General features: G+C 71.2%; 5 protein-coding genes. 3 read left to right on the top strand and 2 right to left on the bottom strand.

The window, feature by feature from the left end; translation table 11 throughout:
• The first annotated feature begins 80 nt into the window (after positions 1–80).
• The 3 genes from CLV54_RS02455 to CLV54_RS02445 are packed head-to-tail and all read left to right on the top strand — an operon-like array spanning position 81 to position 3579.
• The gene (locus CLV54_RS02455) at positions 81–911 is read left to right on the top strand and encodes a TetR/AcrR family transcriptional regulator (RefSeq protein ID WP_100343357.1); all 831 of its coding nucleotides are present in this window, start codon (positions 81–83) and stop codon (positions 909–911) included.
• The gene (locus tag CLV54_RS02450; RefSeq protein WP_211294414.1) at positions 908–1687 is read left to right on the top strand and encodes a hypothetical protein; all 780 of its coding nucleotides are present in this window, start codon (positions 908–910) and stop codon (positions 1685–1687) included. Before CLV54_RS02455 ends, CLV54_RS02450 begins: the two co-directional genes overlap by 4 nt.
• Positions 1684–3579: a YhgE/Pip domain-containing protein gene (locus CLV54_RS02445; protein ID WP_100343356.1), complete on the top strand. Its 1896-nt coding sequence runs from the start codon at positions 1684–1686 to the stop codon at positions 3577–3579. The genes CLV54_RS02450 and CLV54_RS02445 overlap by 4 nt, the downstream gene beginning before the upstream one ends.
• Before the next feature lie 206 nt (positions 3580–3785).
• Here CLV54_RS02445 and CLV54_RS17865 read toward each other — a convergent pair whose 3' ends face one another.
• Together CLV54_RS17865 and CLV54_RS02435 are read right to left on the bottom strand one after the other, a co-directional pair.
• The gene (locus CLV54_RS17865; RefSeq protein WP_100343355.1) at positions 3786–6407 is read right to left on the bottom strand and encodes a winged helix-turn-helix domain-containing protein; all 2622 of its coding nucleotides are present in this window, start codon (positions 6405–6407) and stop codon (positions 3786–3788) included.
• Between the two features lie 175 nt (positions 6408–6582).
• Positions 6583–14391, bottom strand: coding sequence for an isopeptide-forming domain-containing fimbrial protein (locus tag CLV54_RS02435; RefSeq protein WP_100343354.1), 7809 nt, complete (start codon positions 14389–14391; stop codon positions 6583–6585).
• Positions 14392–14514: the final 123 nt, after the last annotated feature.

The raw sequence follows: 14514 nt of genomic DNA, 5'->3' as shown, positions 1-14514 counted from the left end.
TTGAGGCGGAGAACCGAGTACGGGCTGACGCAGGCGGGCGGTAACTTGCACAGATGTGTGCAAGTTACTAGGATCGGGATGTGAGCACAGCGAACCGAGCACCCCGGCGCGACGCGACCCAGAACCGCACCGCGATCCTCGACTCCGCGCGCCTGCTGCTGCGTCGCGACCCCGACGCCTCCCTCGAGGCCATCGCGGCCGAGGCCGGGCTCTCCCGCCGCGCCGTCTACGGCCACTTCGCCACCCGCGACGACCTCGTCGCCGAGGTGCTCACGCTCGGGGCGCAGCGCATCGCCCGGGCGCTCGGCCCCGTCGAGCACCCCGACAGCCGAGTGCGGATCGCCCTCATCGGCATCCGGCTCTGGCACGAGGTCGACCACGTGCGCGTCGTCGCCCAGCTCGCCCTGCGCGAGCCCTACCGCGAGCAGATCGCCGCCGCCCTTGCCCCGGTGCGCCGGGCCCTGCTCGAGAGCGTCGAGGCGGGCAGGAGCGAGGGCACGATCCGCACGGATGTCGCCGCCGAGGTTCTCGCCCACCTCACCGAGAGCGCCGCCCTCGCCGTGCTCGCCGAGGCGACCCGCGGCGGGATGTCGCACACCGAGGGCCGCACCCTCGTCATGCTGAACGGGCTGGCCGTGATCGGGCTCTCGTGGCGCGAGGCGCGCGAGCTCATCGATGCGACGCCGCAACTGCGCGACCCGGCGCACGACGCAGCCGCACCGCCCGACCCCGACGCAACGCACGATGCAGACGGAACGCCCACCCCAGACGGAACGCCCGCCCCAGACGCACCGCACCACCCAGACGCAACGCACGACGCAGACGTACGGCCCGCACCACCGGCACCACCCAAGGCATCCGCAGCACCCGCAGAACCCGCACCACCCGCCGCGCACCCAGGAGCGTTATGAAGATCACCGTGAACGGGGCCGCGAAAGGCCCCAAGAGCGCCGCACTGCCCCTCACGACCCTGAGCTACGGCAGCGGCACGGCGACGCTCGTGCGAGCCGAGACCGAGCGTCGTCCGACGGTACTGGGGCTCGTGGCATCCGGTCGTATGCGGCCCGACACGGGCACCGTGCTCGTCGACGGCGAGCACGACCCCGGGCTCATCCGGCGCGCGATCGCCCTCGTCGACGCACCGGAGGTGAGCGAGCCGGCGGGCGACGTGACCGTCGCGGGCGTCGTCGCCGAAGAGCTCATGTTCGCGGGCAAGCCCTCTCATCCGCTCGCCGTCTCCCGAAAGCTCGCCGAGCTCGGCTACGCCCGCTTCGCGCGCACCTCGATCGGCGACGTCGAACCCGCCGTGCGGATCAGGCTGCTGACCGAGCTGGCCGTGCTGCGGCCGGGTGTGGAGGGGCTCGTGATCACCGCGCCCGACCGGCACGGCGGCGATCCGATGGCGTGGTGGACGATCGCGAACGACCTGGCCGCGCGGGGGTTCGCCGTGCTCGTGGTCGCGGGCGAGGCATCCGCTGCGGCGATCGGCGCCTCGGCCATGATCGAGCGGATGCAGCAGACCGACGAGCAGTCGCGGCCGCGGGAACACGCGGAACCGGCCGAGCCGGCCGACCAACCCGAGCCGACGGGGCAGCCCGATCCGGCGGGGCAGCCCGAACCGGCCGACCAACCCGCGCCGGCCGACCAGCCCGATCCGGCGGAATCGACGGGAGCACACGAAGCATGAAGATCCCCCCGATGATCGCGGCCGAGCTGCGCAGGCTCACCTCGACGACCATGTCGCGCGTGGCGCTCATCGCCCTCGTGCTCGTGCCCATCCTCTACGGCGGCCTCTACCTGTGGGCCAACCAGAACCCGTACGACAAGCTCGACCAGATCCCCGTCGCGCTCATCGTCGACGACACGGGTGTCACGATCGACGGCACCCACAGCAACTTCGGCGACCAGGTCGCCGAGGAGCTGCTCGCCGACGGGACCTTCGCGTGGCACCGGGTCTCGGCCGAGACCGCCGAGCAGGGCGTCGACGACTCGCGTTACGACTTCAGCGTCACCCTGCCCGCCGACTTCTCGGAGGCGCTCGCCTCCGCCCAGGGCGACTCGCCGCGCCAGGCGACCGTGATCCTCACGACGAACGACGCGAACAGCTACCTCGCGAGCACGATCGGCGAGCAGGCGGCGAAGACGATCCAGACCTCGATCGTGCAGAAGGTCAACCAGACGGCGGCCACCCAGCTGCTGACCGGCCTCTCGACGATCCGCACCCAGCTCGTCACGGCGGTCGACGGGGGCACGCAGCTCGTCGACGGCACGACGACCGCGGCCGACGGGGCCTCCCAGCTCGCCGCCGGCAACGCCCAGCTCGCCTCGGGCAGCGCCACCCTGCGCGACGGGCTGGGAGCCCTCGCCTCCAGCACGGCCTCGCTGCCGTCGAGCGCGGCCCAGCTGGCGGATGGCGCGGCCCAGGTCGCGGCCGGCAACGCCCAGCTCGCCCAGATCGGCGACCGCATCGGCGCCGACTCCCAGGGACTCGTCGACGCCCTGCCGACGGTCAGGGACGACATCCGCGCCCGGCTCGTCGCGGCGGGCCTGGCCCCGGAGCGGATCGACGAGATCATGGCCGCGCTCGACCCGATCGGCACCCGCATCGACGACGCCAACTCCCGTGTGCAGGGCGCCGTGGCCGACATCGACACCCTCGCCGCGGGCAGCGGCCAGGTGGCCGACGGCACCCGCCTGCTCGCGGAGCAGACGCCGGCGCTCGTCGACGGCATCGCCCAGGCTCAGGCGGGCGCGAACCTGCTGGCCGACGGCGCGGCCCAGGCCGACACCGGGGCCGCCGAGCTCTCGAGCGGGCTCGCCCAGCTGCAGTCCGGGACCACCCGGTTGCGCGACGGCCTCCAGCAGGGCGTCGACGGCATCCCGAGCAGCGACGAGGCCACCCGCGCGCTGCAGGCGCAGACCATCTCCGACCCCGTGCAGCTCGAGACCTCCGCGGTCACCCAGGCGGGCACCTATGGCGCGGGCCTCGCCCCCTTCTTCGTCGCCCTCGCGGCCTGGATCGGCATCTACGCCCTGTTCCTCATCGTCAAGCCCGTCTCCCGCCGGGCCATCACGGCACTGCACTCGCCCATCAAGGTCACTCTCGCCGGCTGGCTGACACCGGGTCTGCTCGGCATCGTGCAGATGGCGGCCCTGTTCTTCGTCGTCGCGGGCGCGCTGCACTTCGCCGTCGACAATCCGATCGGCACCTTCCTCGTGATGGCGCTCGCCTCGCTGACCTTCGCGGCGATCATCCTCGCCCTCAACGTCTGGCTCGGCAGCGTGGGGCAGTTCCTGGGCCTCGTGCTCATGGTGCTGCAGCTCGTGACCGCGGGCGGCACCTTCCCCTGGCAGACCCTGCCCGGGCCGCTCGCCGCCCTGCATCACGTGCTGCCGATGGGCTTCGCGGTCGACGCCATCCGTCAGCTCATGTACGGCGGCAATATGCAGACCGCGGTGACGGATGCCGGCGTGCTCCTGGCCTGGCTCGTGATCGCCCTGCTCGTCGCGGCCATCGGGGTCACCCGGATGACGCACTTCCGCACCCTGCGCGACCTGCAGCCGAGCCTCATCGGCTGACGACGAGGGGCAGCGCAAGAACCGGGCCGATTAAACGGGGGTGCCCCGGTGTTATGGATGGGGCTAGGGGGACACATCCGAACACCGAGGCAAGAACGACGATAAGCGATCGGGGAATCGGTATCTGGCACAACTCGCCCAAATCACCCCCGGCTTCACCCTGTTGCACGGGGTTCACCCCACGCGGCCGGGCGCCCCACCGCGGCTCAGGAACCGGCGAGGAGGCCCTGCTCGCTCGCGGCGAGCAGGGCCTCCTCGCGGGTGCGCACACCGAGCTTGCGGTACACGCTGCGCAGCTGCGACTTGATGGTGTTCGACGACACGAAAAGAGTCGCGGCGAGGTCTTCGACGTGCCCCGTCTTGACGAGCTCGGCGAGCACGATGAGCTCGCGGTCGGTGAGGGTCGCCATACTGAGCGAGGCCGGCATGACGTCGGGCATGCCGACCAGACGGTCGATCACCTCGGAGGCCTGCGAGGGCCCCCGGGCGTCGGAGAGCTCGCGCAGGGCGTCGAGGTCGCGGCGCGGGATGGTCATGAAGTGGATGTACAGCCCGCGATCGGCGGCGAGCGCCGTCGCGTCGTCGAGGCTGCTCAGCGCGAGCGCGGGGTTGTCGAGGCGCAGCGCCGTCGCCGCCCGCACGATGAGGGCCTCCACGATCGTGCGCGACGACGACTCGCGGGGCACGTCGAGCAGGTGGCGGATCGCGAGATCCGGCCGGTTCGCGAGCAGGTGGCGTCGCGCCCACATGATGGCGACGGCCGGAACGTTCTCCGGATGCTTCTTGAGCAGGGCGTCGACGCGCGTCCCCTGGCCCGAGGCGAGGAGGAGCAGCGCGAGGGTCATCTCGATGCGCAGGCGGGCGAAGGCGGAGATGGGCGGTCGTCCGCCGCGCGCGAGCGCGGCCTCCAGCGCGGTCGCACGGCCGCGGGCCCGGCCCTGGCCGAGGTCGATGTAGGCCTGCACGTGCTCGAAGAAGGTCCAGTGCTCGATCGTCGGACGATGCCGGTCCATGACGTCGATGCGGCTCTGGGCCGCCTCGAAGTCGAACTCCTCGAGTGACCGCAGGGCGTGGGCGATCTGATACAGGGCACCGGCGTAGCCGTCCGTCCAGCCCTCGGGCCACTCACTCCTGTCGATCGCCGCGAGATACGGTATCGCCTGCGGGTAGTCGCCGGCGATCGCGTGGACCCCGGCGAGCAGCGCCTCGTTGTGGAATCGGGAGTTCCACGTGTCGTCGCTCAGGCTCGCGTAGCCGCGCTCGAAGGAGACGATCGCCCGTGAGGCGTTGCCCGAGTAGAGCCAGCTGAGGCCGTTCTGGGCGAAGAGCATCGAGTGCATCCGGGGGCCGAGAGCCTCCCAGGTCTCGGGAGGCAGCTCCTCGATCAGGGCTTCGGCGCGCTCCGCCGACTTCGCCGCGGCCTCCGCACGCCCCGTCACCCGCAGCGCCGCTCCCTCGAGGGTGTACATGACCACCCGGTCGCCGGGCTCCGCGCGCGCCGCGTACATCTTCACACCCACGATCGCGAGACCGAACAGCTCGATCGCCCGCATCCGGTGGCGCCCGGTCGCGTTGTACCTGAGCGCGAGGATCATCGTCAGGAAGGGGTAGCGCTGGAGCTTGCGGGTCGGAACCGTGCGCAGCACGTCGTAGAGGCCGTCGGAGTGGAAGGCGATGAACTCCATCCAGCGCGACGGCGCCATGCTCGAGGCCCACTCCAGGTCGCCGATCTCGATGGCGAGCTTGAACGCGAGGAACGGCAGATCGTTGCGCAGCGCCCACTCGGCGATCGTGCGGCGCATGGCGGACAGCTCGGGGGCGTGCTCGCGCTCCAGGCGCTCCATGAGCACCCCGCGGATGACCGTCGTGTAGCTGAAGCTCTCGTGGGTGCGCAGGCCCATCCCGCGCCGCTCGGCCTCTGCGATGAGCTGCTCGGCGTCGTCGAGGCCGCTCAGCTCGCGGGCGAGCTCCGGGGTCAGCACCTCGGGCAGCGAGGTCATGACCATAAAGCCCAGAAGCCGGTCGTTGTCGCCGCCCGTGCCCAGCTCGCGCACGAGGAAGGCGTCGACGGCACGCCGGGCCGCCTCCCCCACGATGTCGGCGCTCATCGAGAGCGAGACGTCGCCGAGACCCAGCACGACCGCGCGGGTGGAGACCGGCATCCCGCCGACGAGGCCGTGCACTTCGCGGGCGAGGGTCGCGGCATCCGTGACGCCCGCGAGCTCGAGGACGCTGCGGGTCTCGTCGACTGTGAAGAGCAGCTGCTCGGGCGGCACCACGGCCGTGTCGACGCGAAGACCGGCGGCGGAGGCCTCGAACGGGCCGAGCGAACGGGTCGCCACGATGAACCGCACCCCGGGGCAGGCGGCGACGACGCGGAGTACGTCGCTCACGATCGCCTCGTCGCTCAGGAGGTGCACGTCGTCGACGATGATCACGAGGTCGCGGCGCCACTGGGTGAAGGCGCGCACGAGCAGCGCCGTCAGGTCGGGCGTCGTGTCGAGCGCGGGCACGACCGAAGCGAGCACGCTGCCCTCCGGCACCATCCCGGCATCCGACATCGTCTGCACGACGGCGCGCCAGAAGGCGAGACGCCCCGAGGTGGACTCGTCGACGGTGATCCAGATGCGCTCGGCGTCGCGCGGATCGCCCCGGTTGGCCCAGTCGGCCAGGAGCACCGTCTTGCCGCTGCCGGCGGGGCCGCGCACCACGAGCAGTGCGGCGGGCTCGTCGAGGCGGGCGAGCAGGCGCTGCCGCGTGACCAGCTGGGTGGGCACGCGCGGGGCTCCGTAGGCGCGCCCCCGGTCGTCGGACGCCGACGATGCCATACCCTGCTCCCTCTGATCCCCGTGAGGTGCCGTGAGCTCCCCCTGTAGTTCCTGCGACAGGCTACGCCTGCTCGTTTTCTGGTTCGGCTTCAGCGAAACCGTGCAATGCACACGGCGGACGTCGCCGGGGGATGACGTCCGCCGTGCTCTTTCGTACCCGGAAGGCCGGGTCGTCTCAACCGCGCCGTACAGCGTTCCTGCGGCGCACGATCTGCACGAAGGCGAGCGCCAGCCCGGCCGCGAGCAGCGAGGCCCCCGCGAGCACGAGCACGGCGAAGCCGCGCGGGCCGGTCACGGCGAGCGGGGTCGGGACGGTGTAGTCCGCCTCGCTCGACGCTGCCTCGCCCGGCTGGTCGGAGCCGGGCACGAGGGCGACGGCCGTGTTCGTCACCGTCTGGCCGGGGCCCGCCGTCGACGTGGTCTCGAGCAGCACGCTCGCGCTCTCGCCCACCGCCAGCTCTGCCGAGTACTCGCAGTCGACGACCTGGCCGCTGAGCTCGCACTCGAAGCCCTCGCCGATGGAGCGCACGAAGCTGAGGCTCGCGGGCAGCGTGTCGACGACCGAGAAGCCGTCGACGGCGTCGTTGAGGCCGATCGAGGTCACCTCGAGTTTCCAGAAGACCTCATCGCCCTCGACGGTCGCGAGCGTCTTCGTGAGGCTCACCCGGATGTCGGGGGTGACCGGCGAGGTGATCGTCGAGCTGTCGTTCTGCGGGTCGAGGTCCTCGCTCTCGGTCGACACGGTCGCCGTGTTCTCCACGCTCGGGTAGGCGCCCGGCAGCACGTTCACCGTCACGGTGATCGTGAACGAGTCGCCGGCCGCGAGCGGGCCGTCGACGACGCAGTCGATCGCGCCTCCGCTGGCCCCCGGCGCGACCGGGGTCTCGGTCGGAGCCGGGGTTCCGGTCGGCGTCGCCGTCGGTGTGGGGGCGGCCGTCGGCTCCGTCACGGGCTCGACGAGCTCGCACGACTCGGTGTCGGTGCCCACGAGCTCGAGGCTCGGCGGCAGCACATCCGAGACCGTGATCGGACCCGGGTTCTCGGTGGGCCCGTTGTTGGTCACCGTGAGCACGTAGTCGGCCGTCCGGCCGACGACGAGGCTCTCGCCGTCGAGCGTCTTCTCGATCGACAGGTCGACCTGCGCCGGGATCTCGACCGTCGCCGTCGAGGAGTTGTCGGACTCGTCCGACTCCTCCGTCGTCGTGGCCACGGTCGCCGTGTTCTCCACGCGCGGGTAGGCGGGCGCGAGCACGATCGCCGTCACGGAGAAGCTCGCGACGTTGGTGCCGCCGATCGCCGAGAGCGGCGCGTCGAGCGTGCAGCCCGCGGCATCCCCGTCGATGGCGCACGTCCAGCCGTCGGCCTCGGTGATCGGGTCCTCGACGCCGGCGAAGGTGAGCCTGCCGTCGGGCAGGATGTCGGAGACCGAGACGTTCGCGGCATCCGCGGGCCCCTCGTTCGTGACCGTCACCCGGAAGGTCACCGGGTCGCCGATGCGGCCGGGCCCCTCGCCCCGATAGCTCTTCTCGACGGCGAGGTTCGTGAGAACCGTCGGATCGACCGTCACCTCGCCCGTGTTGTCGTCGGGGTCGAGCTCGGTCGTGCCGGAGTCGACCGTCGCGCTGTTCTCGATCGCCGTCGTGACCGAGGAGGCCACGTCGACATCGAACTCGAACGCCGTGCTCGCGCCGGCCTCCAGCACTCCGCCCTGCAGCTGGAACACGAGCGCGCCGTCGGTGTCGCTGAACAGGGTCCACACGGCCCCGTCGTCCGAGCTCAGGCCACCCGCGTAGCTGAGGCCGGCGGGCAGCGTGTCGGCCACGGTCACGTCGATCGCGTCGGACGGGCCGGCGTTCGCGACGGCGATCCGGTAACGGCCGGTCTGGCCGGCGGGCAGCGTCTCCGAGGCGAGCGACTTGACGAGCGAGAGGTCGGCCTCCGAGTCGATGTCCTGGGTCTGCGCCTCATCGGTGTCGTTGCTGTCGTCGCGGTCGGGCGTGGTCGCCGTCACGGTCGCATCGTTGGTCACGACGTCGGTCGGCGTCAGGCCGGGGTCGAGCGTCGTGGTCACCGTGATCGCCGCGGCGTCCTGTCCGCTCGGCAGGTCGCTCGCGCTCACGCAGGTGATCGTGCGGGCGTCGACGTCGGGAGCCGCGCAGCTCCAGCCGTCGCCGCTCGCGGTCGCCGTCGCGGCGTCGATGCCCTCGCCGAGGGTGTCGGTGACCGTGATGGGTGCGGCCGAGATCGACGGGCCGTTGTTGTGCACGAGCACCGACCAGCTCACCGGCTCGCCGGCGATGGGGGTCTCGGGCTGCACGTACGCCTTCGCGATCGCGAGGTCGGCGTGCGCGGTCACGGTGACGGGCTCGTCGACGGAGTTGTTGTCGTCATCCGTCTCGGGCGTCGTCGTCGCGATCGTCGCGTGGTTGACCGACTCGGCGGTCGCCGCGGTGGTCGCCCACGGCAGCGTCTTCGCGGTCACGGTGAAGCTCGCCGTGTTGGAGCCCTCGTCGGCCGAGAGCGAGCCGTCGAGCTCGCAGTCGAGGCTGTCACCGACCACGTCGCACGACCAGTCGCCTGACACGCCCTCGAAGGGATCCTCGACCCCCGCGAAGCTGAGCCCGGCCGGCAGCTGGTCGACGACGGTCACGCCTTCGGCCTGCTGCGGCCCGTTGTTGACGGCGGTGACCGTGAAGGTCACCTCGTCGCCCACCCAGACCGTGCCGGTCGTGTCGAGGGTCTTCTCGATCGTCAGGTCGGTGGCGCGCAGGTAGGCGTCGTCATCGGCGGGGCCGCCGGCGTACGGGCCGTCGGCGTTGCCCTCGGCGCCCGAGCCGTCCTCGGCCACGATCGCGACCGAGTTCTCGTGCGGATTCTGGTTCGGGAAGGGCAGCGGGCCCACGCCCGCGCCGGGCGCCGTGTAGGCGGCGGTCGTCGGGGTCGCGGTGTACTGCACGACGATCACGTCGTCGGCGGGCTGCACATCGTCGAAGGTCCAGACGAGCGAGTCGGCGGCGAAGCCCCAGTCGGCGGGGTCGACGGCCGCTCCGCCGCGCGTGACCGAGGTCACCTGCGGCGAGCCCCAGCCGGCCGGGAGGGTGTCGGTCGCGGTCACGAGGGCTGCGGCGGCATCCCCCGTGTTCTCGATCGTGACCGTCCAGGGGAAGGCCTCGCCCACGCGCGCCTCGAAGCCGTCGGCGACGGTCTTGGCCACGGTGACGTGGGGGAACTCGGGTGTCACCTCGGCATCCGCCTCGCCGCCCGTGTACTCACGGCGGTCGGGGTCGTCGGCGTCGGGGGTCGAGAAGTACTCGGTGATGCCGACGGTGTTGGTCTGCGTGTCGGTTCCGAGATCGGCGGATGCCGCGAGGCCCGCCGTGTAGGGCAGCACGACGGCGTTCGCGTCGCCCACGCCGATCGAGGCGATCGTCCAGGTGATGGTCGACGTGCCGTCGCCGTTGTGCTCGACGGTGCCCGAGACGCCCGGGACGGGGGTCAGCGCGTGCACGCTGACGCCCGTCGGAACCGTGTCGGTCACGACGACGTCGTAGGCCGTCGAGGCGTTGGGAACGTCGGGGTTGGTGACCGTCACGGCATAAGAGAACCCGTCGCCGGGCGTGACCCGGATGGCGTCCTGGCCGTCGACCGTCTTCGCGATCTGCAGCTCCGGCTCGGTGACCGTGATCGTCTCCTCGGCGTCGACGCCCTTGCTCTGGCCGCCCGTGTTGGCGGTCGACCAGTCGAAGGCCGCGGTGTTGTCGAGCCCGTCGCCGCGCGAGGGGGTGGCCTCGTCGACGGCCACGACGGTCGCGCGATAGCTCAGCGTGACGGTGCGCAGCACGGTGGCCGAGGCGATGTCGTCGCCGCCGGGCAGCGCGCACTCGATGTCGCCGTCGATCACCCCGCAGTCGAAGCCGGAGACGTCGCCGGTCACGGCGATGCTCGCCGGGTCGACGCGGAGACCGGCCGGCACCTCATCGGAGATCGTCGGCTGGTAGAAGTTGACGTTCGCGGGCAGCGAGGTCGTCACGGTGTAGCCGACCGTGTCGCCGATGCTCGCCTGCTCGCGGTCGGCGGCCTTCGTGATCGAGGCGTTCTCGACGACGATCGTCGCGGTCGAGGAGGACTCGACCTTTCCGCGTCGTGTCGCGTACGGCTCCTCGGGCAGGGTGTAGCCCACGAGGCTCGCGGTGTTGGCATAGGAGTCGCCGGCCGCCGCCTCGGGGGAGACGACCGCCGTGTACTGCAGCGACAGACTCGCGCCCGGCAGAACCTGACCGACCGTCCACGTCACGAGCGTCTCACCCGCGGCACAGTCCGCAGACGGGCTGTCGGCCGCGGCCGAGCCCTGGCTGGGGAGCTGCACGCCGACGGTCGTGAGATCGGCGGGCACGCAATCGGTCACGACCGTGTCGTAGGAGGTGGGGCGGTCGTCCGGGTTCGTCACCGCGAGGGTGTAGGTGATCGTCTGGCCGATGACGACGGGGCCTTGCCCGACATCCGCCGTCTTCGTGATCACCGGATCAGGCTCGATGTACTCGACGATCGCCTGCGCGGTCGCGTCCGATGCACCCGTGCTCGTGAACACGGCCTCGTTGTGCAGCAGATCGCCGTCGTTCCAGAACGCACCCGTGAAGACGACGATCCGGATGGTGAAGACCTGGTCGTCGTCGCCCGTGTTGTCGTAGAGGGGCGGGAAGACGAGCTCGCCGGTGGGGTTGAGGGTGAAGCCGAGCGCCGCTCCGTCCACGCCCGCCGGGTAGTCGATCCGCATCCCACTCGGAACGATGACGGACCGGCGCGGATCCGACATCGACGCCGAGGTGCTGAGCACACGCCGGTCGGAGAGCACCCCGTCGACGACGCTCGTGTGCGCGGGGATCGTCACCGAGTACTCGTAGGTGGCGAATTCGCCCGCGACGAACTGCGGCGTCGGCAAGCCCGTGCCCGTGCCGTTGCCGTTGTTGTTGAGCTCGTCGAGCTCTGTGGACACCACCCGCTTCGCGACGGCCGCGTCAGGGAGGTAGACGTCCGAGTCGTCGCTCGTGCCCTGCGCGGGCACACCCGGGGTCACCCCGGGCACGGCCGTCACGGACTCGCCCGTGTTGGTGGTGTAGTCGTAACTCGTGATCGTCGCCGTGTTGACGAGGCTCGACGAGACCGAGAGGCCCTCGGGGATCGTGACGATGTAGGAGACCGTGCGCTCCCCGTCCCTTCCGAGGTCGAGCCCGTTCCACACCACGAAGGTGCGGCCGTCGCGCACCTCGACGGCGCCGCCGTCGCTGATGTCGCCGACCGCCGCGGCCGGAATGCCCTCCGGCAGCTCGTCTTCGACGCTCATCTGCGAGAGGTCGGCGGGCGCGTCCGAGAGGTCGATGCGGTAGCCCACCTGATCGCCCTCGACGACGGGCACGTGGTCGCAGTCGGGCTCCGAGCCCGTGCAGCCCGGTCCGGTCGCGAACTGGTCGTCGACCGTCTCCACGCCCTTGAGCAGCTGGAGGCCCGACTCGACCTCGATCTCGGCCTGGTCGCGCAGGAAGTAGACCTCGCCCTCGACGTTCTCCTGCGTGAACTTCATGAGGTTCTCGGGCTTGTCGAGCTGGCTCGGGTCGACCGAGAGGGAGGTGACGGTGCCCCAGACGTGGATGAGCAGCGAGGAGTCGATCGGCACGAACTGGTCTCCGGCCAGCGTCGAGGTGTACGGCTCCCAGGTGATGCGGCCGTCGTCGATGTTCTGCGTGACGTCGATGGTGGCGCCGGGGATCGGTGTTCCCGAGGAGTCGAGCAGCGCGGCATCCGTGCCCTCGAAGGCGATGCCGCTCGGCAGCATGTCGGTGACGGTCGGGTTGCGGGTGTCGACGTCGGTCGCGAAGTCGACGGTGAGCTCGAAGCAGACGAGGTCGCCGAGCACGAAGCCCGACTGCAGCTCGTCTTCGTATCCGGCCGCCGGGCAGCCGCTCGAGACGTCGACGTCGCGGGGCAGCACCTTCTTCGAGATCGCGCTCGGGCCCGAGACGATCGTGGCCGAGGAGTCGTCGGCGATCGTCTCGGTCACGGGCTCGCCGAGGGCCGGGATCGACGTCGTGGTCGCGGTGAGGACGACGGAGTTGACGAAACGGTCGAGAGAGGTCGTCGCGCCCTCCTCGTGCTCGTAGTCGCTGCGCATGAGCACGGGGTAGACGATCGAGTGACTCGGGTCGGTGGAGCTCATCGGCGGGGCCGAGAAGGTCAGGTAGAACTGCCCCGTCGTCTCCTCGTAGGCGACGCCGGTGATCGTGCCGCCCGTGACGGGGCCCGTCCAGTCGCCGGTGACGGGTGCGCCGAGAGCGCAGTCGGCCGGGTAGTCGGATGCCGCTGCGCCGACGACCTGCGTGCTGCCGCCGTCGAGCGTGGGCACCGCGAACGGCCCCTCGATGACCGGGGTGCCCGCGGGGACCACGGGGCACAGGCCGTTGGGGATGGTGTCGGTGAGCACGATGTCGGAGGAGTCGGTGTACTCGCTCGTGCGCAGCGTGAGGGTGTACTTGGCGACGCCGCCCGTGATGAACTCGCTCGCGGCGTCCGAGCCGTACTCGGTGGGCTCGCCGTCGGCGGGCTGCGTGTCGACCGACTTGAGCACGCGCAGATCCATGGAGTAGACGATCTCGTCGTCGTCGTCCGTCGCCTCACGGTCGGCGCCGGTGCGGATGACCCCCGCGTAGTCGCCCGTCGCGGTGGCCACGTTGCGGTACACCTGGCCGTCGGTGTGGGCGTCCGACTCGACGGACTGGCGGGTCGTGTCGCCGTTGTTGTTGTCGAGGTCGGCCTGCTGTCCGAGGGACTCGGCGCTCGGCTGCGTCGTGCCGGCCTGCCAGGTCATGGTGTTCGCGAAGTCCGGGATGCCGACGGCGTAGTCGACGATGCGCTGCGAGGGGGTGCCCGTGGACGGGTCGCCCTGCTCGAGGGTCCCGAGGTTCCAGGTGACCTTCGTGTAGACGCCGTTCGCGAGATCGGCGGGGAAGCCCGTCGACCCGTCGGTCTTCTCGACCGTGTCGACGGCGACCGGGATGGGGCAGTCGCTCGTCACGGCGGGCACCGCGGTCAGTCGCGGGGCGCCCGGATACTCCACGGCCGCGCCGGGCTCGAGGCTCTCGGTCGGCCAGTTCCAGGTGCTGTTGTCGGTCGCGCCGCAGCCCAGGAACTCGAGGCCGGCGGGAAGGTAGTCGACGAGCACCGTGTCGTCCGTGGGCCCCTCCGAGGTGTTCTCGACGGTGATCGTGTAGACGGTCGTGCGGTCGTGCACGCCGCGCATGAGCTCCGACTCGGGGCTCGGCTCGGTCTTGGTCACGCGGATGGCGCGCACCTCGGTGTTGAGCACGTCGGGGGCGCTGCTCTGCGTCGCGGCCGTGGCATCCGGGGTGCGCACGCCCGTGCTGCCGTTGAAGACAGGCAGGAAGCGCGCGTTGGTGCTCGCATACGAGGCCGCGGTCAGGTCGAAGTCGCTGCCGACCGGGAAGACGGCGGCATCCGCGGTCTGGTCGCCGCCGACCGGCGGCTGAGCCGCCGTGACCGTGAGGTCGAGGTCGCGGGTGGCCGCGACGGGCAGGTCGGAGATGTCCTCCCACACCCAGAGCGCGAAGCCCGCAGGGATCGGCGTGCCGCCCAGGGGGGTCTGGCCGCTCGTGTAGATCTCCGGGGCGCCGAGCGCCACCGAGTCGGCGAAGGCGATGCCGTTCGGCACGAGGAGCGTCACGGCGAGGTTGTACCAGGGAGTCGCGGGCGCGTCGCTCGTGTTCTGCACCGTCAGCTCGTAGTGGGCCTGCTCACCCGCGAGGATGAAGTCCTTGCCCGTGTCGCTCGGGTCGGCGTGCGTCAGGCTCACCGTGGGAACCTGCGCCGCCTGTGCCGCGGGCGCGGCCAGCAGGCCGATCGAGAGGGATGCCGCGGTGAGGGCGATGACCGAGAGCACCGCGGTCGCGCGGCTCAGCGGCGACCGGCTCTCCATCGTTCCCCGGTGTGCGTGCCGTGAGTGCCGACCACGAGTCGTCATGGAGTGAGCGAGTGTTCGGTGCATGCAAGATCCCCTATGGTGCATCGCGGGGCAGACCGCATTCGACCTCGGGAACCT

Origin of the sequence: Compostimonas suwonensis, assembly GCF_002797855.1 — a bacterium.
GTDB classification, from domain to species: Bacteria; Actinomycetota; Actinomycetes; order Actinomycetales; family Microbacteriaceae; genus Compostimonas; species Compostimonas suwonensis.
Note: the sequence above shows the minus strand (reverse complement) of the source record. Positions and strands in the feature narration are given on the sequence as shown.